The following is a 24,339-nucleotide window of genomic DNA, read 5'->3' as shown; positions in this document are numbered from 1 at the left end:
TCAGCCCGTGCTGCGGCTGACGAGGCGGGACCAGAACCGTTCGACCTGCGGGCTGGTGGCATGGGCGTTGCGATAGGCGGTAATGCCAATCGGCTCGGCCATCTCGGGCCGGTCCATCGACAGATCGGCCAGCGCCCCGCCGGCAAGTTCTGCCGCAACCAGCTTTTCGGGCAGCCAGGCAATGCCAAGCCCTTCGGTCACCGCAGTTTTCAGCGCGGCGCCGATACTGTCCTCATAAACCGTGTCCAAGGACAGCGCGTCGCCGTTGCGGGCAAGGATGGTGCGGGTCAGCCGCCCCAGAAAGCTGCCCGGCCCCGGCGACAGGAACGGGATGTTCCCCCCATCCAGCCCATGCAGCGCTTGCCCCCCCATGGCCTTTGACACCGGGATCAGGCGGTCGCGGTCCAGCGGACAGACCGTCTTGCCGGGAAGGAAGCTGCCGGTGGAAATCGTATCATGCGAATAGCAGATCAGCACATCGGCAGAACCGGAGGTGACGGCATCCACGCATCCGGCAAAATTGTCGGCAAAGACCCGGAACCGCGGCCGCGATCCGTGATCGTAAAGGCCGCGCAAAAACACCGGGACATAAGCCACGCTCAGCGATTGCAGGCAGGCGATGCGGATACCCGCCCGCGGCTCGCCCGCGCCCGCAAGCTCGGCCCGCGCGGATTCCCATTCAAAGATCAGGCCCTGCGCCACCGGCAGGAATTTCTCGCCCGCCGGGGTCAGCGTGACGGGGTGCACCGAACGGTCGAACAGCACCGTTCCCACCGCATATTCCAGCTTCTTGATGCGGCGGGTGAAGGCCGGTTGCGTGACGTTGCGGATTTCCGCCGCGCGCGAGAACACCGAACATTCCGCCAGCGTCACGAAATCCAGCAGCCAGACCAGTTCCATTGCATGCCCCCTGACCGTTTCGGCCTCTACCCGATTTGGCATTGATCATACCGAAACGGCATCATGCAAAAAAGGCATGATGAATGTATCAACGGCATTTCCGCAAAAGACAGCGCCGCGACATGTTTGGCCCAGCAACAACGGAGAACTTCCATGCGTGTCGAACGGGATCAGCTTGGCGTCGTCGAAATCGCCGATGATCTGGCCTATGGGGCGCAGACCGCCCGCGCCGTCCTGAACTTTCCGATTTCGCGCAGCCGCCTGAGGGACGAGCCGGAATTCGTGCGCGCCCTCGCCATGGTCAAGCAGGCCGCCGCGCGCGCCAATCTGGAGTTGGGCGTTCTCGCACCGGAAAAGGCGCAGGTCATCACTGCCATCACCGACCAGATCATCGCGGGCCAGCACCATGAGCATTTCGTGGTCGATCTGATTCAGGGTGGCGCGGGCACTTCGTCGAACATGAACGCGAATGAGGTCATCGCCAATCTGGGCCTGCGGGCGATGGGGCATGGCTTTGGCGAATACCGCTACCTGCATCCGAACGACGATGTGAACCATTCACAATCCACCAATGACGTCTATCCCACGGCAATCCGGCTGGCGCTGCTGCACCAGGCGCGGGCGCTGACCACCACGCTGGAGGCGCTGGCGCAGGCGTTCCGCAACAAGGCGACAGAGTTCGCCGGGATCACCAAGGTCGGCCGCACCCAGTTGCAGGATGCGGTGCCGATGAGCCTTGGCAGCGAATTTGCCGCCTTTGCCGCCACGCTGGCCGACAGTGTGCGCCAGATCACCGCCGCCAGCGAAGGGCTGCGGGTGATCAATCTGGGAGGCACGGCCATCGGTGACGGCATTCTGGCACCTGAAGGGTATCGCGCCCGCGCCATTGCCGCGCTGTCGGAAATCTCGGGCTTTGATCTGACCGGGGCCGACGACCTGTTCGCCGCGGGTTACGATCAGGGCGCACTGGTGCAGTTTTCGGCGTCGCTGAAGTCTGCCGCCCTGCGGATGTCGAAAATCGCCTCGGACCTGCGGCTGCTGTCCAGCGGGCCGCGCGCCGGTCTGGGCGAAATCATCCTGCCGCCGGTGCAGGCCGGATCGTCGATCATGCCGGGCAAGGTAAACCCGGTGATCCCCGAGATGGTCAATCAGGTGGCCTATGCGGTGGTCGGCAATGATGTGACGGTGACGATGGCAGCCGAGGCGGGCGAATTGCAGCTGAACGCGATGGAACCCGTGCTGCTGTGCCGTCTGCTTGAGTCGCTGAGCCTGATGGAAAACGCGGCCAACACCTTCCGCACGCGCTGCGTTGACGGGATCGTGGCGGATGCCGACCGCTGCCGCGCCCTGTTCGAGGGCAGTCTGGCGCTGGCCACCAGGCTGAGCCTCGATCTGGGATATGATCGCACCAGCGCGCTGGTCTATCGCGCCCGGCGTGAAGGCATCGGCCTGATCCCTGCCCTTGCCACGGAACCCGGCCTGCCGCGCGATCTGGTGGCCAATCTGACCGGCAATATCCCGCGCAAAAGCGCCTGATCTGCGCCTTTGGTCGCGTTGCGGTTGGCGGGGCAAGGCTGTTTTCTGGGGTCGCGTCGGCTTTGCCGACACCCCGGAGGATTGCAGATGCAGACAGCCCTGTCCCGTCACCAGCAGCGGATCGAAGTGGCGCTTTCCAGCGGTCAGGCAGTGCGATCCGCCATCGCCGCGTCCTGGGCCCGGTCGGTGCATCTGCACGGGCTGGACCCGACACGCCGCCATGCTGTCCCCCGCCTGACACTGGCCGAGTTGACACAGGCGCGCGACAGGCTCGGCCCCTTGCCCTTGCTGGCCGCGCCGCATCTGGACCGGCTGTTCCAGATCGTCGGCGGGCTGGGGGCCTGTGTCGTGCTGGCCGATGCCGAGGGCGTGGCGCTGGACCGGCGCGGCAATCCCGGCGACGACCGCGATTTTTCCGACTCCGGCCTCTGGATCGGGGCGAACTGGTCCGAGGCCGAGGTCGGCACCAATGGCATCGGCACCTGTCTGGCCGAGGGGCGGGCGGTGACCATTCACCGCGACCAGCATTTTCTGGCCCATAACACCGGCCTGTCCTGTTCGTCTGCCCCCGTGCATGACGCTCAGGGGCGGCTGGCGGCGGTGATCGACGTTTCCACCGCCCGCGCCGATCTGCCCGAGGCCGTGGCCTCGCTGATTGCCCATACCGTTGGCGATACCGCGCGGAAGATGGAGACGGATCTGTTCCGCGATCATTTCCCCCGCGCGCGGATGGTGCTGGTGCCGGGGCTGGATCAAGGGCAGGGGGCGGTGCTGGCCGTCGATGCCGATGATCTGGTGATCGGTGCCACCCGCGCCGCGCGCGCGCATCTGGGGCTGAAGGGCGATCTGTCTGCCACGCCACGCCCGCTGGCCGATCTGGTGCAACTGGAAGCACATGAACGGCTGGAAGATGCCGAGCGCGCCGTGCTGAACAGGGCAATGGCGCGCGCCTCGGGCAATGTTTCGGCCGCCGCCCGTGCGCTGGGGCTGAGCCGCGCGACCATGCACCGCAAGCTGGGCCGGAACTGAGATTTCTCTGCCCCGACTGTCGCAAACCTGAGACAGTCGGGCCGCACGAACCCTTGTGCCCCCGGTGACCGACTCATCCCCAGCCCCCATGCTTTTCCCATGGCCGCAAGGAGGCGGCTTCGGAGGAGAACCAGCATGAACCAGATGACACAGGCCGATTTCCGCACGGTCTCGCCCTTCAAATCCCGCTATGACAATTTCATCGGCGGGCGTTTCGTGGCCCCGGTTGCCGGGCGCTATATGGACAATATCACCCCGATCACCGGCGCGAAGGTCTGCGAAGTGGCCCGGTCGGATGCCGACGACGTGAATGCCGCGCTGGACGCCGCCCATGCCGCGAAAGACGCCTGGGGCAAGACCTCGGCCGCGCATCGTTCGAACATCCTGCTGAAAATCGCGGATGTGATGGAGGCGAACCTTGATCTCCTGGCCGCGGCCGAGACCTGGGACAACGGCAAGCCGATCCGCGAAACCACCGCCGCCGATATCCCGCTGTCGGTTGACCATTTCCGCTATTTCGCCGGTGTCCTGCGCAGCCAGGAAGGCACGATGTCGGAAATCGACCATGACACCGTGGCCTACCACTTCCATGAACCGCTGGGCGTTGTCGGCCAGATCATCCCGTGGAACTTCTCGATCCTGATGGCGGCGTGGAAACTGGCGCCCGCGCTGGCCGCCGGCAACTGCATCGTGATGAAGCCCGCCGAACAGACCCCGGCCGCCATTCTGGTGCTGGCCGAACTGATCGCCGACATCCTCCCGCCCGGCGTTCTGAACATCGTGAACGGTTTTGGCGCCGAGGCAGGCGACGCGCTGGCGCGGTCGAACCGCATCGCCAAGATCGCCTTCACCGGCTCGACCGCCACAGGCCGCAAGATCATGGAAGCGGCGACCGTGAACCTGATCCCCGTAACGCTGGAACTGGGCGGCAAGTCGCCCAACATCTTCTTCAGCGATGTGATGGCGCAGGACGATGCCTTCCTTGACAAGGCGGTCGAAGGTTTCGTGCTGTTCGCCTTCAACCAGGGCGAGGTCTGCACCTGCCCGTCGCGCGCCCTGATCCAGGAAGACATCTACGAGGAATTCATTGCCCGCTGCATCGCCCGCGTGAAGGCGATCAAGCAGGGCGATCCGCGCGATCTGGCTACCATGGTGGGCGCGCAGGCCTCGAAGATGCAGCATGACAAGATCATGTCCTACCTGCAAATCGGCCGCGAGGAAGGCGCCGAGGTTCTGGTGGGCGGGGATGCCGCGCGCTTCAACGGCGATCTGGCGGAAGGCTTCTACATCCAGCCGACGATCCTGAAAGGCCACAACAAGATGCGGGTGTTCCAGGAGGAAATCTTTGGCCCCGTGGTCAGCGTGACCACCTTCAAGGACGAGGCCGAGGCGCTGGCGATCGCCAATGACACGATGTATGGCCTTGGCGCCGGCGTCTGGACTCGCGATGGCACCCGCGCCTACCGTTTTGGCCGTGCCATCGAAGCAGGTCGCGTCTGGGTGAACAACTATCACGCCTATCCCGCCCACGCGGCCTTCGGCGGCTACAAGCAGTCGGGCATCGGGCGCGAAACGCACAAGATGATGCTGGATCACTACCAGCAGACCAAGAACATGCTGGTCAGCTACAACCCCAACAAGCTGGGCTTCTTCTGAGGCACAAGCGGCACGCGTTTCCCCCGCGTGCCGCGAGCCTGACGGAAACGGGCGCAGGATTGCGCCCGTTTTTCATTTGCAGGACTGTCATAATATCCCTGTCGTCAGGAAGACCCCGGGGGGCTCTACCGGCGATAGGCGAATTCCACCGTCTCCAGCGGGCTGTCGTCGGCCTCGGCCAGCAGGCGGTCGACCAGCCCCCGGTGCGGCGAGTGACGGCAGACCGGATCGGCCGCGCGGGCATCGCCTGCCAGCGCCATCGCCTGACAGCGGCATCCCCCGAAATCCCGGTCCCGCCGCGCGCAACCCTGACAGATGTCGGGCAGGTAATCGGTGCCGCGGAAGGCCATGAAAGCGTCACTTCTATACCATATGTCCGCCAGCGGCAGGTCGGTCACCTTCGGGAAGCTGAGACCGGGAATCGTCTGCGCTGCATGGCAGGGAAGCACGGTGCCATCGGGCGCGATGTTCAGACCCGTGGACCCCCAGCCCCCCATGCAGGCCTTCGGATAATCGGCATAATAATCCGGCGGCACGAAGTCGATCTGCATGCGGCCCTTGTAGCTGTCGCGTGCTTCCTCGACCGTCGCCTTGGCGGCCTCGACCTGCGCGCGGCTGGGTTGCAGGGCGGTGCGGTTCTTTAACGCCCAACCGTAGAACTGCACGCAGGCAACCTCGATCCGCCGGGCGCCAAGCTTGGCCGCCAGCGCAATCGCCTGCGGAAGCTGGTCCAGATTGTGCCGGTGCATCACCGCATTCACCGTCAGCGGCAGGCCACGCCGGGCGATGCTGTGCGCCACCGCCATCTTGCGGTCGAACCCGCCAGCGTAGCCGCCGATCCGGTCGGCCACCGCCGCGTTCACCCCTTGCAGCGACAGTTGCACATGGTCGAGGCCCCGCGCCTCCAGCGCATCGAGCCGCGCTTCGGTCAGCCCGATGCCCGAGGTGATGAGGTTGACGTAAAGACCCGCGTCACGCGCCGCGCCCACCAGATCAGCCAGATCGCGGCGCGCGGCGGGCTCGCCCCCGGACAGGTGCAGTTGCAGCACGCCAAGCGCGGCAGCCTGACGGAAGATTTCCGCCCAGGCTTCGGTTGGTAGCTCGGTATCGGATTTCAACAATTCCAGCGGGTTGGAGCAATAAGGGCAGGCGAGCGGGCAGCGATGCGTCAGCTCGGCCAGCATGGAGATCGGCGGGGGAATGGCGGTCATGGCAGCAGGTCCAGCAGCCGTCGGTCGCGCAGATCGGTCAGGAAGTCATGCACATCCCCGGCAATCTCGGCCTCGGGCGCAGAAAAGCGCGCGGCCAATCGCGTGACGATCTGGCTTTGGCGGCTGCGGTTGTCGACCTCGGTCAATATGGCATGGGCGATGTCATCCAGCATCAGGGCACGCTCCGGCCCCAACAGGACGGGCCGTCCCCGCACGCGGTCCTCATGCAGCCGAACCCCGCGCGGCAGGATGACCACCGGGTCGGCGCTCATCGCAACTGTCCCTCGCCAGGGCGCCAGGCGCCGGGCGGGATATTGCCTTCGACATAGCCATGCCACAGCGCATCAAGCTGCGCCCAAAGCACCTCGGTCTTGAAGGTCAGCGCGGCGGCGGCGGCGTCCTGATCGGTGCGGCTGGTGGCGTGATCCAACACCCAGCGCAGGGTGAAGGCCACATCCTTTGGCGCCTCGGTCAGGCGGTGGCGGAAATAGGCGGTGGTTTCGGGATTGGCGAAGGGGTAATGCGCCAGCAACCCCTCGATCCGCTGGCCGTGGATGGCGGGCGCGAACAGTTCCGTCAGCGACGAGGCCATCGCCGCGATCAGCGGTTCATCCCGCACGAAACGCACATAGGCATCGACCGCAAAGCGCGTGGCGGGCATCACCCCGCGCCCAGATGCGACGTAATCAGGGTCCAGCCCCACGCCCTCGGCCAGCTTGAGCCATCGCCGGATGCCGCCGCCCTCGGCTTCGCCGCCGTCGTGATCCTCGATCCGGCTGCGCCAGATGCGGCGCAACTGCGGATCGGAGCAGCGCGACATGAAGGCCGCATCCTTCATCGGGATGCGCGACTGGTAATACCAGCGGTTGATGACCCAGGCCTGAACCTCGTCCATCGTGCATTGGCCACCATGCAGTCGGTGATGGAACGGGTGCCGATCGTGATAGCGTTCTGCCCCGATCTGGCGCAGACGGGCCTCGAAGGCCTGCGGGTTCGGGCTCTGGTCGGTCATGGGCGGATCTCCTCCTGATCCTGAACAATCTCCCATCCGGCGGCGCGCAGGGTGGCACGTTCGGCGCTGGCGGGGTCAAGCGCGGGATTGGTGTTGTTCACATGAATGTAGCGCCGCTGCGCCCGCAGCCCGGCCAGCCGGGTCAAACTGCCCGAGGGGCCGGACATGGCGATATGCCCCATCCGCGCGCCGGTCTTGGCGCCGGTGCCGCTGGCAGGCATTTCGTCATCGCGCCAGACGGTGCCGTCGAAGAACAGCAGATCCGCGTCGGACAGTCGCGCGACCAGATCGTCGGTCACCTCGGCGCAGCCGGGGATATAGTGGAAGACACGGTCTTTGGCTTCGATCCGCAGGCCGATGGTCTGTTCGCCCAGCATCCGGGTGTCGGGCGCGGCGCCTTCCAGATACAGCGCGACCTTGCCGGGCACCGGATAGGCGGTGACTTGCAGGCCGGGCAGCGGCTCGAACGGCTTATGCAGCGTGATGTCGCGCGGGATCACCAGCGTCGGGTCCAGCACACCAAAGATCGGGTTTGCCGCCAGATCGGCGCGGGTGCCCGGCGTGGCCCAGAGGTCAAACCCGGTCTTTTCGCGCAGGGTCAGCAGACCCGCCACATGATCCACATCCGCATTGGTCACGATGACCGCCGCGATAGGTGTGTCGCGCAATCCGCGCGGATGCAGCGGCGGTGCGGCGGCCAGTTGCGCGCGGATGTCGGGCGAGGCGTTCAGGATCAGCCAGCGGTCGCCGTCCGGGGAAACGGCGACCGAAGATTGCGTCATTGCCGGGAGAGCGCCCGCTCGGGCAAGGGCACAGTTGCGGCAGCCACAGTTCCATTGCGGCAACCCGCCCCCCGCCCCGGCGCCGAGCGTTCGGACGATCATCGCCGGGTCAGATCACGTCGTCGGAACGGCGGTCATCCTCGGCTGGACCATACATGTTGATCTCCATGCCGCAGGCAACTTCCCTGAGAGTCGGTTTCTTCCAGGCCATGTCATCCTCCTCTGTATCTATGGCTGTCCAAGGCTAGCAGAGCGGGGAAATGGCGCCATTCCACTTTGGTCTTGGACAGGGCCGCGCACCTGCCTTGCGAAAGACGTTGCAAAAGCGTCATCGGGCCGATTCCTCGGCGTGCCACGGTCAATGCTGCTAGTGCCAAGAGGTGGCCCCATGTTTTCGCTTTCGGGTCGCAAGGCCCTCGTTGTCGGTATCGCCAATGACGCCTCTATCGCCTGTGGCTGCGCCCGCGCCTTCCGTGCGCAAGGGGCGGATCTGGCGGTGACATGGCTGAACCGGAAGGCCGAGCCCTTCGTGCGGCCGCTGGCCGAGGAGCTCGGCGCGGACATCGCGCTGCCGCTGGATGTGACACAACCCGGCCAGACCGAGGCGGTGTTCGACGAGATCGGCAGGCGCTGGGGCAAACTTGATATCCTGTTGCATTCCATCGCCTTCGCCCCGAAAGAAGATCTGCATGGCCGGGTGATCGACTGTTCCTCAGACGGTTTTGCCAAGGCTATGGATGTCTCGGTGCATTCCTTCCTGCGGATGATCAGACTGGCCGAACCTCTGATGGCAGAAGGCGGTTGCTGCCTGTCGGTCTCTTTCTTCGGGTCATCGCGCGTTGTGCAACACTACAACGTCATGGGTCCGGTCAAGGCCGCGCTGGAAAGTGCGACGCGTTATGCCGCGGCGGAACTGGGCGAAAAACGCATCCGCGTGCATGCGCTGTCGCCCGGACCGCTGGCCACACGCGCGGCCTCGGGCATCGACCATTTCGACGAACTTCTGGATGCCGCGGCGAGACGGGCACCGACGCATCAGTTGGCCAGCATCGCGGATGTCGGTGCGATGGCCGCATTCCTTGCCTCGGACGAGGCGCGCAATCTGACCGGCGGTGTGCATGACATCGACGGCGGCTTCTCGATCACGGCCTGAAGGACATTACTCATGGCAAGCGTATTCGAAGTTCTCGATCCCCTGCGGCAAACGGGCCTGTCGCGCGCGCAGCAGGATGCGCTGGACCGGCTGGAGGGCGGCATGGGGCAGGCGCGCGCCGAGATCGAGGCCGGCGCGCAGACCCTGCGCATCCAGCAGGCAGCCGCGGCCCGCCACAGCCGCCGCATCATCGAAACCCATTCCGAACGCGCCCGCAGGCTGATGGCGGCCGGGCAGGCGCTGGTGGAACAGTTGCGGGACGCACAGGCCAGAGGTGGCCTGACCACGGCGCTGGCGGAATACGCGCGCGACGCGACGGAACGCACGATCCTGACTGCCGACACGCTGCGCAAGCGGGGCGACATCTTTCTGGAGCACGAGGCCGCCGGTTGCCCGCCTGTGCTGATCTATGATTACGAAGTGATCATGGACGGGCGCGACATGCCCTTCCCCTGCAACTACATGCTGTTGAAGATCCTTCCGCCCGAGGATGTCACCATTGATCCAACGCGGCGGCCCTATGTCATCATCGACCCCCGCGCAGGTCATGGCCCCGGCATCGGCGGTTTCAAGACCGACAGTCAGGTCGGCGTGGCGCTGCGCGCCGGTCATCCGGTCTATTTTGTCGCCTTCCGCGCGCGCCCCGAACCGGGACAATATCTGGCCTATGTCACCCGCGCCGAGGCGGCCTTCGTGCGCGAGGTGATGCGCCGCCATCCCGAGGCGGCGCGCCCCGTGGTGACGGGCAACTGTCAGGGCGGCTGGGCCACGCTGCTTCTGGCTGCCACCAACCCGGACCTGACCGGCCCCATCGTGGTGAACGGTGCCCCGGTCGAACCATGGGCGGGTGTCGTGGGTGACAATCCGATGCGCTACAATGCCGGTGTCCTTGGCGGGACATGGATTCCGATGTTCCTGTCGGACCTCGGCGGTGGCATCTTCGACGGCGCGCATCTGGTGCAGAACTTCGAGATGCTGAACCCCGGCCGGACGCTGTTCCGCAAATACACCGACCTGTTCCGCGACATTGATGCGGGCGACACCGCCTTTCTGGAGTTCGAGAAATGGTGGGGCGGCTTTTTCATGCTGACCGAGCCGGAAATCCGCTGGATTGTCGAACAGCTTTTTGTCGGCAACCGTCTGGCGAAGAACGAGGCCCGGATCGAGCCGGGCCGTCCCGTCGATCTGAAGGCCGTACGCGCACCGATCATCGTTTTCGCCAGCCACGGTGACAATATCACGCCACCGCAGCAGGCGCTGAACTGGATCGCCGACACCTATGCCGATGTGGCCGAAATCCGCATCCGGGGGCAGCGGATCGTCTATATGGTGCATGATCAGGTCGGGCATCTGGGGATTTTCGTTTCGTCGCAGATCGCCCGCAAGGAACATGCGGAAATGGGCTCGACGCTGGAAACCATCGAGGCGCTGGCCCCCGGTCTTTACGAAATGAAGATCGAGGACATCGAGGAACGCGACGGCCGCAAGCTGTTCACGGTCAGCTTCCATGAACGCTCGCTGGATGACATCCGTGCGCTGGATGACGGGTTCGAGGATGAACGCCCCTTCGCCGCCGTCGCCCGCGCGTCGGAAGTGCAGGCGCAGATCTATGATGCCGTGATCCGCCCTGTGGTGCGCACGGGCGTCACCGGCACGGGTGCGGAACTGTCGCGTGCACTGCATCCCAAGCGGCTGGAACGTGCCCTTGCCTCGTCGAAGAACCCGGTTATGCAGCAGGTCGCCCATACCGCCGAAAGGGTGCGCACCGACCGCAACAAGGCCGCGGCCGACAACCCCTTCCTTGCTGCCGAGGCCCTGTGGGTCGAAGGGGTGGAACAGGCCATCGACATGATCCGCGACACCCGCGACATGATGTATGAGCTGACTTTCTACACCCTGTGGTCGAACCCGTGGATGCGCAGCTTCGGCCGCACCCATGAATCACGCCGCACGCTGAAGAACCCTGACGAGTTGCGCAACCTGCCCGAGGTTGCCTCGGCGCTTTACAACATCGAACGCGGCGGATTTGCCGAGGCGGTGATCCGCATGCTCGTGCTGCTGGCTGAAAACCGCAAGGGCGTGCGCCGCGACCGGCTGGAGCGGTCATCAAAGGTGCTGACCCAAGACGAGCCGTTTCACAGTCTGGGTGCAGAACGCCGCGCGATGATCATTCACGAACAGACCCTGATCGCCACCTATGAACCGGAGCGCGCGGTCGAAACCCTGCCCTGCCTTCTGGAGGACGCCGCCGAGCGCGCGCTGGCCTTGCAGGTGGTGCGCTTCATCCCCGGCGCGGTGGATGAAATGTCGCCCGAGACCCGCAAGCTGCTGGAGCGGTTCCATCAGGTGCTGGGCGTGCCATTCAGGGCCGAAACGGTAACGGAAGACCCGCTTGCCGCACTCCCGGCCCGGCCGGCGCCGGCTCAGGCCGCAGCAGCCCCCCGTGACGCGCGCGGCGGGAACGAGGCATCGGCGGAGAGATGAGATGCATCTTGTAAACCGCACATTCGATGAATTGTCGCCGGGCGAAACCGCCGAGTTGCGCCGGCTCATCACGCCCGACGACCTGTATGTCTTTGCCGCCGCGTCAGGCAATTTCAACCCGATGCACCTGCCCTCGGCCGATGTGGATGGTGACGGCAAGCCGGAAAACGTGGCGCCCGGTATGTTTGTCGCCTCTTTGATCTCTGCCGTTCTGGGCACGGTTCTGCCCGGTCCGGGGACACTTTACCGCCGTCAGTCGCTGGTCTTCCACAGCCGCGCCCATGCCGGAGACGACCTGCTGTGCCGGGTGCAGGTGATCGGGACATCGGAAGATGGCAGCGTCACGCTGGAAACCGCCGTGACGCGCCCGGCCGACGGCACATTGATCCTGTCCGGCGAAGCCGAGGTTCTGGCGCCGCGCCAGAAATTCGACCGTGATGACATCGAGGTTCCGGGCCTGCTCGTGCAGCGGCACCGGCATTTCGAGGCGCTGGTGGAACGGGCCCGGCAACTGCCGCCGCTGCCGGTGGCTGTGATCTGCCCGCATGACGCCAATTCGCTGGGCGGCGCGCTTCTGGCTGGGCGTGAGGGCGTGATCGTCCCGATCCTGATCGGATCAGAGCCTCTCATCCGCGCCACAGCAGAGGCCATGGGCGAAAGCCTCGACGGTATCGAGATCCTTGACATGCCCGGCGATCAGCCCGCCGCCACACTTGGCTGCCGTCTGGTCCATGACCGGCGGGCGGGGGCGGTGATGAAGGGACATCTGCACACCGACGATCTGCTGAAACCGATGTTGGACAAGACAAACGGGCTACGGATCGGGCGGCGCTTTACCCATGTTTTTGTCATGGATGTACCCGGCCGTCCCGAACCCGTGATGGTCACCGATGCCGCGATCAATATCGCCCCCGACCTCGCCACAAAGGTAGACATCACCCAGAACGCCATCGACCTTGCCCTTGCCATGGGGATGGAACCAAGGGCGGGCATCCTTTCGGCGGTGGAAACCGTCAATCCGGCCATCCAGTCCTCGATCGACGCGGCGCTGCTGTCGAAGATGGCCGAGCGCGGCCAGATCCGGGGCGGATTTGTGGACGGGCCGCTGGCCATGGACAATGCCGTTGACCTTGGCGCCGCGCGCACCAAGGGCTTGCAGGGCGGTGTGGCCGGGAAGGCCAATATTCTCGTTGTGCCCGGAATCGACGCCGGTAACATGCTGGCAAAGCAGTTGTCCTTCATCAGCCATGCCGAGGGCGCGGGTCTTGTGCTGGGCGCGCGTGTTCCGGTCATCCTGAATTCGCGCGCCGACAGCCCGATGTCGCGGCTGGCTTCCTGCGCGGTGGCGGCGCTGCATCACGCCTATGCCGGAGACCGCAAATGAACGCCCCCCTTACCGAAACCATCGGCTTTCTGGCGCTGAACGCGGGGTCGTCCTCGTTGAAGGTGGCGCTGTTTCCGGCCGAGGGCGACGCGGCGTTGCTGACCGGCCAGGCGGAGCGTATCGGCCCCGAGGGGCGCATGGTGCTGAAGGACAGCACCGGCGCGGAGCTGGCACTACCTCCGGGCGATCTGACCAGCCATGCGGGGGCGCTGGCCTTGGTCATCAAGGCCGTGAAGCGCCATTTCCCCGGCCTGCGCATGGGCGCAATCGGCCATCGCGTCGTGCATGGCGGGCTGGATTACGCCGAACCCGTGCGCGTCACGCCCGAGGTGCTGGAAAAGCTGATCGCGCTGGAACCCTTCGCGCCGCTGCATCAGCCGCATAACATCGCCGGCATCCGCGCCGCCATGGCAGCTTTTCCCGGCGTGCCGCAGATCGCCTGTTTCGACACCGCCTTCCATCGCGGCCAGCCCTTCGTGAACGACACTTTCGCCATCCCGCACCGCTATTACGAGGCGGGCGTGCGGCGCTACGGCTTTCACGGCCTCAGCTACGATTACGTCACCGGCGAGATGAAACGCATCGCCCCGCATCTGATGGAAGGCCGCGTGGTGGTCGCGCATCTGGGCAATGGCGCCTCGATGTGCGCGATCCATCGCGGCAAATCGGTCGCCTCCTCCATGGGCTTTTCGGCGCTGGACGGGCTGCCGATGGGCACGCGCTGCGGCCAGATCGACCCCGGCGTGCTGCTGTATATGCTCGACCGCGAGCATCTGGACACCGCGCAGATCCGGCAAATTCTGTACAATGAATCCGGCCTGCTGGGCCTGTCAGACGGGTTGTCGAACGACATGCGCACACTGGAGGCCGCAGACAGCCCCGCCGCCCATCGCGCCATCGACTATTTCGTGTTCCGTGTGCAACGCGAACTGGGGGCCATGGCCGCTGTCATGGGGGGGATTGATGCACTCGTATTCTGCGGCGGCATCGGAGAAAACTCCCGCACAGTGCGCCGCCGCATATGCGAGCGGCTGGGCTGGATGGGAATAGAAATCGACCACGGCCGGAACGCCACCAATGCCACGGTGCTGTCGTCGGAATTCTCGCGCACCACGGTCATGATCATCAATACGCGCGAGGATCTGGTGATCGCCCGCGCGGCACGTCTGGCGGCACAACAAGAGGCGGTAGCAGAATGAAAGCCCCCCTGACGGCCGAAGCCGCCGCCGCGCTCGTTCCCGAAGGGTCCAGCCTGATGATCGGCGGGTTCATGGGCGTGGGCAGTCCGGAACGGCTGATCGACGCGATCGTCGCGCGTGGCATCCAGAACCTGACGGTCATCGCAAACGACACCGCCATGCCCGGCAAGGGCATCGGCAAGCTGATCAGCGCTGGCGCGGTATCGCATTTGATCGCCTCGCATATCGGGCTGAACCCGGAAACCCAGGCCAAGATGATCTCGGGTGAGATTGTCTGCGAACTTGTGCCGCAGGGCACGCTGATCGAGCGTATCCGCGCCGGGGGGGTCGGTCTGGGTGGCATCCTGACGCCGACGGGCCTTGGCACCGAGGTCGAGGAGGGCAAGCGCAAGATCACGGTCGAGGGCCGCGACTACCTGCTGGAAACGCCGCTCAAGGCCGATTTTGCCCTGATCGGGGCATGGCAGGCCGATTATGTCGGCAATCTCTGCTATCTGCTGACCGCGCATAATTTCAACCCGATGATGGCGCTGGCCGGTGCCACCGTCATCGCCGAGCCGGAGGCCATCGTGCCTGTTGGCGTGATCCCCCCGGACGGGGTCAAGACACCGGGCGTGCTGGTCGATCATCTTGTGATCCGCGGCTGAGCGGTGGAGGGGAACATGGATGCCAAGGAACTGATCGCGCGGCGCGTGGCACGGGAAATCCGGCCGGGGATGCTGGTCAATCTGGGGATCGGCCTGCCGTCGATGGTGGCCAATTACGTTCCGGCCAATTCGGGCGTGTTCTTTCAGGCGGAAAATGGCGTGATCGGGTTGGGCGCCCGCCCGCCCGAAGGGATGGAAGATCCGCATCTGACTGACGCGGGGGGTGGTTTCGTGACGGCGGTGCCGGGTGCGGCCTCGATCGACAGCGCCATGAGCTTTGGCCTGATCCGGGGTGGCCATCTGGATGTGACCGTGCTGGGCGGTCTTCAGGTGGACGAGGCGGGACGGCTTGCAAACTGGAAGGTGCCGGGCAGGATGGTGCCCGGCATGGGCGGCGCGATGGATCTGGTGACGGGTGCCGCGCGCGTCATCGTGGCCATGCAGCACAGTGCGAAAGGCGTGGCCAAAATCGTGCCGGAATGCAGCCTGCCGCTGACCTCGACCCGCCGGATCGACCTTATCATTACAGAACTGGCGGTGATAGAACCCACGGCTGCCGGGCTTGTCCTGCGCGAGATCGCGCCCGGCGTGACGCTTGACGAGATCCACAGCCAGACCACCGCACGTCTGACAATTGCCGATGATCTGCGGGAAATGCCGCTTGGCTGACCCGGCCCGCCGGTGTCATGTATCGGCAAGGGCAGCAGGGCAGGGGAGGGCCTTCCGGCGTGACACGCGGAGAGTTTCTGACGGAAGACGCAGTGACGCTGGCCTATCGGGACGAGGGCAGCGGCCTGCCGCTGCTCGCCCTTGCGGGGCTGACGCGGGATGGTCGGGATTTCGATTACCTCGCCCGGCATCTGCCCCCGGATGTGCGGCTGATCCGGCTTGACAGCAGAGGCCGGGGCGCCTCGGGCTGGGCTGACCCGGAAACCTATACCGTGGGTCAGGAAGCACGGGATGCGCTGGCCTTGCTGGATCATCTCGGCATCGCAAAGGCCGCGGTCATCGGGTCGTCGCGCGGCGGGCTTCTGGCCATGGCGATGGTGGCGATGGCACCGGACCGTGTGGCAGGCATATGTTTCAACGATGTCGGCCCGGTGCTGGAAAAGACCGGCCTGCTTCGGATTGGCACCTATATGGGCATCAAGCCCGACGTCCGCACACTGGAAGAGGCCGCCGACCGCACCCCCGCCGCCAACCCCGGTTTTCACAACGTGCCCTCAATGCGCTGGGAGGAAGAAACCGTCCGCCATTTCGTGCAGACAGATGACGGGCTGGCGCTGCCCTATGACCCTGCGCTTCGGCTCGGATTCGACCGGGCGATGTCAGGTCCGCTCCCGGATGTCTGGGCCCTGTTCGACGGCTGTGCCGGATTGCCGCTGGCATTGATCCATGGCCGGAATTCGGATGTGCTGACCGGCGAGACCGCCGATGCCATGCAGGCACGCCGCCCCGATCTGATCCGCGCCGAAGTGGCGGACCGGGGCCATATTCCGTTTCTTGATGAACCCGAGGCAGTTGCCGCAATCCTTGACTGGCTGTCACTGTGCCGCCAGCACGCCGACTGATCGGCAGGCCGTTTCCGCCGTGTCTGCGCGTCATCCCATATGACCGCCCTTTTCTTGCGCGGGGCCGCGAAAGGGGGGCCTCAGGCGATCCGATTTCGGACCGATCTCCTCATCCACACGCGTTGGGATGATGATCCTTCTCCCGCGCACTCTCGGTGTCAGGCAGGAGACCAGAGCTGTGGCGGATCGGTTGAAACTGTGGAGATGTTGTGAAGATTTTTCGGCTGATGCTTTCAGCCATCGGCCCTGCCGCGATGCCTACGCCCGCTTAAGCCGAAGGTCTGATCGGCATCATGCTTCACCAGCCATGGCAACCCGCTCGTGCCTCAAGCGCCGAGAACCAGCCGCCAAGGGCGTGGTTCGCCCGGCTCAGTTCCAGAAATCAGGATCATGCGCCCTGCGGATTTGTCGTCAGTCACCTGCGGCTCCGACAGTCGCGGTCGCGTTGAATGCGCCGAGACGTGGGATTGTCGCCAAACAGCACGATGATGTGTTCATGGCTGACATTCTAGAATGGACCGCAGATCGTGATCCTTTGCGGATAATCAATATTATGTTGTAATCATCCGGCAACTTTATGCGTCCCAGGTTTCCAGCGCCTGCACGAAGGCGGTCAACCATGCGTTTGTCTGATAGCCGTCGAGCACCCGATGGTCGATGGTCAGCGAGACATAGGCCATCGGACGGATCTGGATGGTGTCCATTCCGCCGACCTCGCGCACCACGACGCGCTTTTCCAGTTTGCCGATACCGAGGATCGCCGATTGCGGCTGGTGAATGATGATCGGCGCGGCCAGCAAGGACCCGGAAACCCCATGGTTCGAGATGGTAAAGGTGCCGCCCCGCATATCCTCGGGTTTCAGGGCCCCGTCGCGGGCGCGGGTCGTCAGATCTTGTAGCTGCGCGGCGATCCCCAGCAGCGACAGGCCCTGAACCCGACGAATGACCGGTACCACCAGCCCGCGATCCCCCAGCGCGGTGCCGACCCCGATATTGATGTCGCTGAACAGTTCCAGATGGCTGTCATGCCAGCGGCTGTTCACCTGTGGCACCGCCTGCATCGCCTGTGCCGCCGCCATGACGATATAGGCGGTATAGGACAGCGCTATGCCCTGCGCCTCGAACGCCTTTCGGTGCGCAGCGCGATGGCCCATGATCGCGCTGAAATCCGCTTCGAACACCGCTGTCACCTGCGGCGACTCGCGGACCGAGTTCAGCATGTTGCGGGCGATGGCCAGCCGCATGGTATCATGCGGCACACTTTGACCCTGCAATCCCGGCGCGGGTTTCGGCCGGGGTGCCGGTGCGGCGGCAACGGATGCGCTGGCGGCGGAGCGATCCACGTCGGCACGGGTCAGCCTGCCACCCCGGCCCGAGCCGATGATCGCAGTCGGGTCCAGCCCGGTTTCGGCCAGCGCCTTGCGCACCGCAGGCGAGTGCCAGCCTGACATATCCGGCTGATCCGGCGCCGTCTGCTGTTGCGGCGGCGCCCCTTCAACCTGAGCCTCAGCGGTATCTATCCGCGCCAGCACCATGCCGGGGGTCGCCTGACTGCCAGCCGCGACCAGAATTTCCGCCAGCCGCCCCGCCACGGGCGCAGGCACCTCGACCGAAACCTTGTCGGTTTCCAGCTCGACCAGCGGATCGTTCAGCGCGACCTGATCGCCCACCGCCTTCAGCCAGTTGGAAATCACCGCCTCGGTGCCTTCCTGTTCCAGCGGGACAAGAACATCGACCATGTCAGAACCCCATCAGATCTTCGAGCTTCGCCCGGATCGCCGCCACCGAGGGCACCGCCCAGTTCAGGAAAGCCGGGTTATGCGGGCTGGGAATGTCGGGCATTGTCAGCCGTTCAACGGGTGCATCCAGTGCGGTGAAGGCTTCCGAGGCGACCACCGCGGCAATTTCGGCACCGAAGCCAGCGGTTTGCAGGTCTTCATGCACAATCAGGCAGCGATGGGTCCGGGACACAGAGGCCAGAACCGCCGCGCGATCCCATGGCACCAGCGTCCGCAGGTCGATCACATCGACCGACAGACCCCTTGCCGCTTCCAGACAGCGGTCCACCATCCCGCCCCATGTGACCAGCGTGGCCCCCTGCCCTTCCGCCACCAGGCGCGCCTTGCCGAAGGGTAGCCCGAAATCGTCACCCGGCCAGGGACGACGCGCCCAGGGGTGATCCAGCATGGCGCGGTGTTCGAGAAAGATCACCGGGTCATTCCCACGCAAGGCGCTGCGCAACAGGCCCACCGCATCCTCGGCATTCGAGGGCGCCGCCACTTTCCAGCCGGGGCTGTGGATGAAGGCGACCTCGTTGGTCTGGCTGTGCCAAGGGTCGCCGCATTTGAAGAACCCGACCGGCATCCGCACCACCATGGGCGCGGCAAAGCGGTTGTTGGTGCGCCACCGCATGGAGCCGCAGTCGTTCAACTGTTCAGTGGCCGGTTCGGCATATTTACGGAACTGGATTTCCGGCACCGGCAGCAGCCCTGCCAGCGCCATGCCGACTGCCCGTCCGATGATGCCTTCTTCGGACAGCGAGGTGTCGAACACCCGCTCGGCCCCGAACTTGTCCTGCAAGCCCAGCGTCACGGCATGAACCCCGCCTTTCGGCCCGACATCCTCGCCGAAAACCACCATACGGGGGTTGGAGGCAAGCTCCTGTTCCAGCACGCGGCGGATGGCGGTGACCATGTTCAGCCGTTGACCCTCGGGCCGCGGCGTGTCGGACATCGGCGGCGGTTCCCAGCCTGAAGGGCGCAAGCCGCCCATCCGCTGCATTTCGCCATCATCAAAGACATGCCGCAACACGGTGGCAGGCTCGGCCACCGGCCGCGCCTCGGCGGCAAGGCGCGCGGCTTCGGCTGTTTCGGCGGCAGTCTGCACCGCCCCTTCCCACTCCGCTGCGGTCACCTGCGACGGCACGAGGAAGGCTTTCAGCTTGTCCCAGGGGTCACGGACGCGTTCGGCCTGCACCAGCTTTTCGGATTTGTAAGCCTGCGTATCCTGAAAGCTGTGACCTTGCAGACGCGGCACGGTCAGGCGCAGCATGGCGGGCGCACGTTTCTCGCGCACATATGCCACCGCATCGGCCGTCAGTTGTGCGGCTTCCGCCGGATCGGTGCCATCGCCTGCAAAGATCTTCAGCCCCTGCCATGACGCGAGATTGGCCGCGATATTGCCGCCCGGCGTCTGCATGGTCGAGGCGACGGAAATGCCGAAACCATTGTCCTCGATATAGAACAGCATCGGAAGGCGCTGCGTAGTGGCCATGGTCAGTGCGGACCAGAACCCGTTGGAAGCAACCGAGCCGTCGCCGCCCAGAACCACAGCAATCGACCTGCCATGTTCCGCAGAACCCAGCATGCGGGCATGAAACTCCAGCGCCTGCGCCCAGCCTGCGGTCGGCGTATATTGCGCGCCGACCCCGCCGCACATCGGCAGGGCGGTCGCACCATTCGGATTCGGGTGGTTGAACACGACGCCAATATCCCGCCCGTCGGAATAGCCCCCTGCCCTGCCCATCGCCGACCCCAGCGCATCTTCCGGGTCCACCCCCAGCGAGAGCAGAAGCGGACGCGAGCGATAGTAGCCGCAGACCGCGTCATGCCTGCCGTCCAGCCGCAGCCCGAGAAGGATCTGCGCCATGTCGTGTCCGCGCGCCGAGAACTGGTAAAGCACCTTCTTTTCAGGGACGAGCCGGGTTTCCTCCATCGCGTCCAGCGCGCGGCTGAGCGCCATGTGTCGCAGAACAACCTGCCAGTCCACTGCAACTTCTGGCGTATTGCGTAGCGCGAGCCTTGCCGTGTTTCCTGCCATCCTGCATCCTCCAGCCTCGGAGAAGTTTAGCGCAAATGGACCGGAAAACCCTTTCATATGGTCCGCTTTTCAATCTATATGTGAAACATTCATTTCACCTTTCAGACAATCCGAGGAAACATGGATCAGATTGATCCGATAGACCGCAGGATTATCCAAACCCTGCAAAGCGAGGGTGGCCTGTCCAATCAGGATCTGGCCGAGCGGGTCGGATCTTCTGCCGCCTCCTGTTGGCGGCGCGTCAGGGCGCTGGAGGAGGCGGGCATTCTGGGCCCGGAGGTGCGGCTGGTCGATCCGGCGAAACTGGGGCGTGGGCTGGATGTCTTCTGTCAGATCCGGCTCAGCGCCCAAACCCGCAAGATGCGCGCGGCTTTCGAAGCTTTCATCGACCGGCAGGAGGCCGTGGTCGAATGCTATTCGATCAGCGGGGACTGGGATTACCTGCTGCATATCGTGGCGCGGGACGTCGCGGATTACGAACAGGTGCTGATGCACGGGATACTGGATCACGAGGCCATCGCAAGTTCCTCGTCCATCTTCGTGCTGCGGCGTGTCAAGCACACCACCGCGATTCCGGTCTGACCCCGAATGCGCGCGGCGTGCTATTGATGCCGCAGCGCCTCGATCGGGTCGAGCCGGGCCGCAGCGCGGGCCGGGAAATAGCCGAAGACCATGCCGACCACCGCCGAAAAGCCGAAGGCCAGCGCCACGACGCCGGGACTGGGCGAAAACGGAATGGCCATGATCTGCGCCGCGACGAAGGCCAGCCCCAGCCCGGCCAGAATGCCCACGATCCCGCCCAGCACAGACAGCACCACGGCCTCCACCAGAAACTGCATCAAGACCTGGCTTGCCTGCGCACCGACTGAAAGGCGGATACCGATTTCGCGGGTGCGCTCGGTGACCGAGACCAGCATGATGTTCATGATCCCGATACCGCCGACCAGCAGGCTGACCGCCGCGACCGAGGACAGCAGGCCCGTCAGCACCGAATTCACGGAATTCAGCATCGAGGCCAGTTCCTTCATGTCATTGACCGAGAAATTGTCTTCCTCCCCCGGTGCAATATGGCGGCGGTCGCGCATAAGGGTCTGGATGTCGCTGATCGCCCGGTCGCTTGACCGACCGGGGGCCACCTGCATGGACATCGACGAGACATCCTGGGTGCCAAGCAGCCGCCGCTGCACCGTGCGCACGGGCATCAACACCATATCGTCCTGATCCTGCCCGAACGAGCCGGCGCCCTTGGCGGTCAGCAGGCCGATGACCTCGCAGGAGATCGCCTTGATGCGGATCTTCTCGCCTGTGGGGTCGGTCGCGCCGAACAGCGCGGTGCGCACCGTTTCGCCGATAATGCAGACATTGGCGCCGCTGCGATCTTCGGTCGGGGTGAAGGCGCGGCCGCGCGCGATCTGCCAGCCGCCGGTCTCCAGATAGGCCGAGGTGGTGCCGGTGACCGTGGTGGTGCGGTTGGTATTGCCGTAGACGGCAGTTTCCGAGGTGGAGACCACGGGCGCCACCGCCGACAGGCTTTCCAGATCCTCCAGCGCCTGCACATCGGTCAGCCGGAAGGCGGGCGCGGTATTGCGCGCGCCCGGCCCCATCATCCGCGTGCCGGGGCGCAGGATCAGCACATTGGTGCCCAGCGATTCCACATTGGCCGAAACCTGTTCCGAAGACCCCTGCCCCACCGTGACCATGGCAATCACCGCCGCCACGCCGATCACGATGCCCAGCACGGTCAGGAACGACCGCAGCACGTTGCGGGTAATGGCGGTCAGCGCTAGGCGAATGGTTTCCAGCAGCATCACGCCCCCCTTGCGCGGGTCGGCTCGTCCCGCACGACCTTGCCATCGGTAAAGACCACCAGCCGCGAGGCATAGGCGGCCATGTCCTCCTCATGCGTCACCATGACGATGGTCAGACCGGCGTCGCGGTTGAGCTGCTGCAACAGCTCCATGATCTCGACACTGCGGCGGGTGTCGAGGTTGCCGGTCGGTTCATCCGCCAGCATCACCATCGGCTCGCCCGCCAGGGCGCGGGCAATGGCGACGCGCTGCTGCTGGCCACCCGAAAGCTGCGACGGGGTGTGATCCTCGCGCCCCGTCAGACCCACGCGCGCCAGCGCCTGCCGCGCCCGCGCCGCGCGTTCGGCCTTGGGCTGGCCCTTGTAGATCAGCGGCAGTTCCACATTCTCCAGCGCCGTGGTGCGCGGCAGCAGGTTGAAGCCCTGAAACACGAAGCCGAGGTAGTGGCGGCGCAGAAGCGCGCGCTGATCCTGATCCAGCGTCGCCACCTCGACCCCGTTGAACAGGTAGTTGCCCGCACTTGGCCGGTCCAGACAGCCGATGATATTCATGGCGGTGGATTTGCCCGACCCCGAAGGCCCCATGATGGCGACAAACTCGCCCCGGTCGATCCGCAGATCCACCCCGTCCAGCGCCCTGACCAATGCCTCGCCACTGCCATACTGCCGGGTGATGCCCCGCAACTCGATCAGCGGCACGGTCATTTTGCGGCATCGCGCTGGTCGGTGATGACCTGATCGCCCTCTGCCAGATCACCCGCAGCAATCACGGTGTACTTTCCGTCCGTGGCACCGGGCGTCACCTGCACCTCGACCGGGGTGCCGTCGCGCAGCACCCAGACCGTCTTGCCGCTGGCCGCGCTGCTACTGCCCGAACCGGGCGGCGCCGGCATGATCAGCCCCACCAGCCCCCCTGCCCCGCCGCCCGCGCTTTCCACCATTTGCGGCGGCGCATAGCGCAGCGCGGCATTGGACACCTGAAGCACACCCTTTTCCTCGGTCACCACGATGGTCGCTGTCGCCGTCATGCCGGGGCGCAGCGTCAGGTCGGCATTGTCCACCGCCAGCACACCCTTGTAAGTCACCACATCATCCGTCGTTTCCGGTGCATAGCGGATCTGGGTGATGGTGGCGGGGAAGCTTCGGCCGGAATAGGCATCGACGGTAAAACGCGCGGCATTGCCTACTGCGATCTCGCCGATGTCGGCCTCGTCGATATCGACCAGCAACTGCATGCGGCGCAAATCCTCGGCCAGGGTGAACAGTGTCGGTGCCGACAGCGAGGCCGCGACGATCTGCCCGGCAGAAACATCGCGGTTCAGCACCACCCCGGCGATGGGCGAGCGGATGGCGGTCTTTTCCAGATCCGTGCGTTGCAGCGCCAGATTGGCCTCGGCCAGCGTCAGGGACGCCTGCGCAGCCTCGACCGCAGCACGCGCACGGTCGCGGTTGGCCTCGTAGGTCACGAAGTCGCTATGTTTGACTACGCCGCGCTTTTGCAACTCGGCCTGGGTTTCGTAAAGCTCCTCCGCCTCGCGCTGCGTGGCTTCGGCCTGCGCAAGCTGCGCCCGCGCCGCTGCCAGCGCAGCCTCGGCATTGGCGACCTGAGCGCGAAGTTTGGTGTCGTCGAGCCGCGCCAGCACTTGCCCGACGGTCACTTCATCATTGTAATCGACATCCACCGACAGAAGCGTGCCCGACAACTCGGACGAGACCTCTACCTCGGTCGTGGGTTGCACGGTGCCTGTGGCGGTGACCGTCGCGGTCAGATCACCACGCACGACGGGTTCGGTCACATAGACTGTTCCGCCGGTTTCGGCACTGCGCCCTACCCAGAGCCACCCTGACAACCCCAGACCCAGCAGCAGAAGCGCCAGAAGCCAGCCCCTGCCGCCGCGACGTTTCGCCCCCGCAATGACACGCGCAATGTCTTCGCTACCCTGATCGGCCATTCTGCCTTGCCTTCCCATGCCCGGCCCATCGCCGATTTGTCCATTTTACGCTAACGACGCGCGAATCCGTCGCCTTCAGCGCCATGTTGTCGGCGACAAACCGCCCCGCCCCATGCTTGACTGCCCCCGACTCGGTGCCCTGGCAAAACCTGTGGATAACTCGCATGCGATCAGCCGAGCCGACGGAGCCTGAAACC

The 24,339-nt window shown here is 65.1% G+C and carries 22 protein-coding genes; 11 read left to right on the top strand and 11 right to left on the bottom strand.

What is annotated here, in order from left to right:
- Nucleotides 1–900, bottom strand: coding sequence for a LysR substrate-binding domain-containing protein (locus tag D2N39_RS14800; RefSeq protein WP_158589848.1), 900 nt, complete (start codon nt 898–900; stop codon nt 1–3).
- 153 nt (nt 901–1,053) lie between these two features.
- On the opposite strand from D2N39_RS14800, the gene D2N39_RS14795 reads away from it, so the two are divergent.
- The 3 genes from D2N39_RS14795 (at nt 1,054) to exaC (ending at nt 5,121) form a co-directional block, all read left to right on the top strand.
- Nucleotides 1,054–2,436, top strand: a complete 1,383-nt coding sequence (locus tag D2N39_RS14795; protein WP_119135551.1) for an aspartate ammonia-lyase — start codon at nt 1,054–1,056, stop codon at nt 2,434–2,436.
- Nucleotides 2,437–2,523: 87 nt separating this feature from the next.
- On the top strand, nt 2,524–3,465 hold the full coding sequence (locus D2N39_RS14790; protein WP_119135550.1) for a GAF domain-containing protein: 942 nt from the start codon (nt 2,524–2,526) through the stop codon (nt 3,463–3,465).
- Nucleotides 3,466–3,600: 135 nt separating this feature from the next.
- Nucleotides 3,601–5,121: an acetaldehyde dehydrogenase ExaC gene (gene exaC, locus D2N39_RS14785; protein ID WP_119135549.1), complete on the top strand. Its 1,521-nt coding sequence runs from the start codon at nt 3,601–3,603 to the stop codon at nt 5,119–5,121.
- Nucleotides 5,122–5,246: 125 nt separating this feature from the next.
- Here the strand turns inward: exaC and pqqE are convergent, their stop codons facing one another.
- From pqqE to pqqA, 5 genes are read right to left on the bottom strand one after another with little or no spacing between them, the layout of a single operon-like run.
- Nucleotides 5,247–6,332 (bottom strand): pyrroloquinoline quinone biosynthesis protein PqqE, encoded by a 1,086-nt coding sequence (pqqE, locus tag D2N39_RS14780; RefSeq protein WP_119135548.1) that lies wholly within the window; start codon nt 6,330–6,332, stop codon nt 5,247–5,249.
- On the bottom strand, nt 6,329–6,604 hold the full coding sequence (gene pqqD, locus D2N39_RS14775) for a pyrroloquinoline quinone biosynthesis peptide chaperone PqqD (RefSeq protein WP_119135547.1): 276 nt from the start codon (nt 6,602–6,604) through the stop codon (nt 6,329–6,331). Before pqqD ends, pqqE begins: the two co-directional genes overlap by 4 nt.
- A complete protein-coding gene (gene pqqC, locus D2N39_RS14770; protein ID WP_119135546.1) occupies nt 6,601–7,344 on the bottom strand; it encodes a pyrroloquinoline-quinone synthase PqqC in 744 nt (247 codons plus the stop codon). The genes pqqD and pqqC overlap by 4 nt, the downstream gene beginning before the upstream one ends.
- A complete protein-coding gene (pqqB, locus tag D2N39_RS14765; RefSeq protein ID WP_119135545.1) occupies nt 7,341–8,228 on the bottom strand; it encodes a pyrroloquinoline quinone biosynthesis protein PqqB in 888 nt (295 codons plus the stop codon). Before pqqB ends, pqqC begins: the two co-directional genes overlap by 4 nt.
- A 7-nt stretch (nt 8,229–8,235) precedes the next feature.
- Entirely contained in the window at nt 8,236–8,337 is a 102-nt protein-coding gene (gene pqqA / locus D2N39_RS14760) for a pyrroloquinoline quinone precursor peptide PqqA (RefSeq protein WP_119135544.1), read from the bottom strand.
- Between the two features lie 177 nt (nt 8,338–8,514).
- Between pqqA and fabI the strand changes: the two genes are divergently transcribed.
- From fabI to D2N39_RS14725, 7 genes are read left to right on the top strand one after another with little or no spacing between them, the layout of a single operon-like run.
- Nucleotides 8,515–9,279, top strand: coding sequence for an enoyl-ACP reductase FabI (gene fabI, locus D2N39_RS14755; RefSeq protein ID WP_119135543.1), 765 nt, complete (start codon nt 8,515–8,517; stop codon nt 9,277–9,279).
- A 12-nt stretch (nt 9,280–9,291) separates the two neighbouring features.
- Complete coding sequence (locus tag D2N39_RS14750) at nt 9,292–11,763, top strand: DUF3141 domain-containing protein (RefSeq protein WP_119135542.1); 2,472 nt, start codon at nt 9,292–9,294, stop codon at nt 11,761–11,763.
- A gap of 1 nt (nt 11,764) precedes the next feature.
- On the top strand, nt 11,765–13,147 hold the full coding sequence (locus tag D2N39_RS14745) for a bifunctional enoyl-CoA hydratase/phosphate acetyltransferase (protein WP_119135541.1): 1,383 nt from the start codon (nt 11,765–11,767) through the stop codon (nt 13,145–13,147).
- Complete coding sequence (locus D2N39_RS14740; RefSeq protein ID WP_119135540.1) at nt 13,144–14,346, top strand: acetate/propionate family kinase; 1,203 nt, start codon at nt 13,144–13,146, stop codon at nt 14,344–14,346. Before D2N39_RS14745 ends, D2N39_RS14740 begins: the two co-directional genes overlap by 4 nt.
- Nucleotides 14,343–14,993, top strand: a complete 651-nt coding sequence (locus D2N39_RS14735) for a CoA transferase subunit A (protein WP_119135539.1) — start codon at nt 14,343–14,345, stop codon at nt 14,991–14,993. The genes D2N39_RS14740 and D2N39_RS14735 overlap by 4 nt, the downstream gene beginning before the upstream one ends.
- Nucleotides 14,994–15,008: 15 nt before the next feature.
- A complete protein-coding gene (locus tag D2N39_RS14730; protein ID WP_119135538.1) occupies nt 15,009–15,662 on the top strand; it encodes a 3-oxoacid CoA-transferase subunit B in 654 nt (217 codons plus the stop codon).
- 59 nt (nt 15,663–15,721) lie between these two features.
- On the top strand, nt 15,722–16,564 hold the full coding sequence (locus D2N39_RS14725; RefSeq protein ID WP_233557183.1) for an alpha/beta fold hydrolase: 843 nt from the start codon (nt 15,722–15,724) through the stop codon (nt 16,562–16,564).
- A 575-nt stretch (nt 16,565–17,139) separates the two neighbouring features.
- Here D2N39_RS14725 and D2N39_RS14720 read toward each other — a convergent pair.
- Together D2N39_RS14720 and D2N39_RS14715 are read right to left on the bottom strand one after the other, a co-directional pair.
- Nucleotides 17,140–18,303: a dihydrolipoamide acetyltransferase family protein gene (locus D2N39_RS14720; protein ID WP_119135536.1), complete on the bottom strand. Its 1,164-nt coding sequence runs from the start codon at nt 18,301–18,303 to the stop codon at nt 17,140–17,142.
- A gap of 1 nt (nt 18,304) precedes the next feature.
- A complete protein-coding gene (locus D2N39_RS14715) occupies nt 18,305–20,383 on the bottom strand; it encodes a transketolase C-terminal domain-containing protein (protein WP_119135535.1) in 2,079 nt (692 codons plus the stop codon).
- Nucleotides 20,384–20,503: 120 nt separating this feature from the next.
- Here D2N39_RS14715 and D2N39_RS14710 point away from each other — a divergent pair, with 120 nt between their 5' ends.
- Nucleotides 20,504–20,965 (top strand): Lrp/AsnC family transcriptional regulator, encoded by a 462-nt coding sequence (locus D2N39_RS14710; protein ID WP_119135534.1) that lies wholly within the window; start codon nt 20,504–20,506, stop codon nt 20,963–20,965.
- Nucleotides 20,966–20,985: 20 nt separating this feature from the next.
- On the opposite strand, the gene D2N39_RS14705 is transcribed toward D2N39_RS14710, so the two are convergent.
- From D2N39_RS14705 to D2N39_RS14695, 3 genes are read right to left on the bottom strand one after another with little or no spacing between them, the layout of a single operon-like run.
- Nucleotides 20,986–22,191, bottom strand: coding sequence for an ABC transporter permease (locus D2N39_RS14705; protein WP_119135533.1), 1,206 nt, complete (start codon nt 22,189–22,191; stop codon nt 20,986–20,988).
- The gene (locus D2N39_RS14700) at nt 22,191–22,895 is read right to left on the bottom strand and encodes an ABC transporter ATP-binding protein (protein ID WP_119135532.1); all 705 of its coding nucleotides are present in this window, start codon (nt 22,893–22,895) and stop codon (nt 22,191–22,193) included. Before D2N39_RS14700 ends, D2N39_RS14705 begins: the two co-directional genes overlap by 1 nt.
- The gene (locus D2N39_RS14695; protein WP_119135531.1) at nt 22,892–24,142 is read right to left on the bottom strand and encodes an efflux RND transporter periplasmic adaptor subunit; all 1,251 of its coding nucleotides are present in this window, start codon (nt 24,140–24,142) and stop codon (nt 22,892–22,894) included. Before D2N39_RS14695 ends, D2N39_RS14700 begins: the two co-directional genes overlap by 4 nt.
- Nucleotides 24,143–24,339: the final 197 nt, after the last annotated feature.

Origin of the sequence: Gemmobacter lutimaris (genome assembly GCF_003570715.1) — a bacterium.
Classification (GTDB): domain Bacteria; phylum Pseudomonadota; class Alphaproteobacteria; order Rhodobacterales; family Rhodobacteraceae; genus Gemmobacter; species Gemmobacter lutimaris.
This window is presented reverse-complemented; position numbering and strand designations above follow the sequence as displayed.

Coding starts and splice junctions, on each gene's coding strand:
- D2N39_RS14795 (WP_119135551.1), top strand. CDS start 1,054: ATGCGTGTCGAACGGGATCAGCTTGGCGTCGTCGAAATCGCCGATGAT.
- D2N39_RS14710 (WP_119135534.1), top strand. CDS start 20,504: ATGGATCAGATTGATCCGATAGACCGCAGGATTATCCAAACCCTGCAA.
- D2N39_RS14800 (WP_158589848.1), bottom strand. CDS start 900: ATGGAACTGGTCTGGCTGCTGGATTTCGTGACGCTGGCGGAATGTTCG.
- pqqC (WP_119135546.1), bottom strand. CDS start 7,344: ATGACCGACCAGAGCCCGAACCCGCAGGCCTTCGAGGCCCGTCTGCGC.
- D2N39_RS14730 (WP_119135538.1), top strand. CDS start 15,009: ATGGATGCCAAGGAACTGATCGCGCGGCGCGTGGCACGGGAAATCCGG.
- D2N39_RS14745 (WP_119135541.1), top strand. CDS start 11,765: ATGCATCTTGTAAACCGCACATTCGATGAATTGTCGCCGGGCGAAACC.
- D2N39_RS14695 (WP_119135531.1), bottom strand. CDS start 24,142: ATGGCCGATCAGGGTAGCGAAGACATTGCGCGTGTCATTGCGGGGGCG.
- pqqA (WP_119135544.1), bottom strand. CDS start 8,337: ATGGCCTGGAAGAAACCGACTCTCAGGGAAGTTGCCTGCGGCATGGAG.
- D2N39_RS14790 (WP_119135550.1), top strand. CDS start 2,524: ATGCAGACAGCCCTGTCCCGTCACCAGCAGCGGATCGAAGTGGCGCTT.
- D2N39_RS14720 (WP_119135536.1), bottom strand. CDS start 18,303: ATGGTCGATGTTCTTGTCCCGCTGGAACAGGAAGGCACCGAGGCGGTG.
- D2N39_RS14700 (WP_119135532.1), bottom strand. CDS start 22,895: ATGACCGTGCCGCTGATCGAGTTGCGGGGCATCACCCGGCAGTATGGC.
- pqqB (WP_119135545.1), bottom strand. CDS start 8,228: ATGATCGTCCGAACGCTCGGCGCCGGGGCGGGGGGCGGGTTGCCGCAA.
- fabI (WP_119135543.1), top strand. CDS start 8,515: ATGTTTTCGCTTTCGGGTCGCAAGGCCCTCGTTGTCGGTATCGCCAAT.
- pqqE (WP_119135548.1), bottom strand. CDS start 6,332: ATGACCGCCATTCCCCCGCCGATCTCCATGCTGGCCGAGCTGACGCAT.
- D2N39_RS14735 (WP_119135539.1), top strand. CDS start 14,343: ATGAAAGCCCCCCTGACGGCCGAAGCCGCCGCCGCGCTCGTTCCCGAA.
- D2N39_RS14705 (WP_119135533.1), bottom strand. CDS start 22,191: ATGCTGCTGGAAACCATTCGCCTAGCGCTGACCGCCATTACCCGCAAC.
- D2N39_RS14750 (WP_119135542.1), top strand. CDS start 9,292: ATGGCAAGCGTATTCGAAGTTCTCGATCCCCTGCGGCAAACGGGCCTG.
- pqqD (WP_119135547.1), bottom strand. CDS start 6,604: ATGAGCGCCGACCCGGTGGTCATCCTGCCGCGCGGGGTTCGGCTGCAT.
- D2N39_RS14740 (WP_119135540.1), top strand. CDS start 13,144: ATGAACGCCCCCCTTACCGAAACCATCGGCTTTCTGGCGCTGAACGCG.
- exaC (WP_119135549.1), top strand. CDS start 3,601: ATGAACCAGATGACACAGGCCGATTTCCGCACGGTCTCGCCCTTCAAA.
- D2N39_RS14715 (WP_119135535.1), bottom strand. CDS start 20,383: ATGGCAGGAAACACGGCAAGGCTCGCGCTACGCAATACGCCAGAAGTT.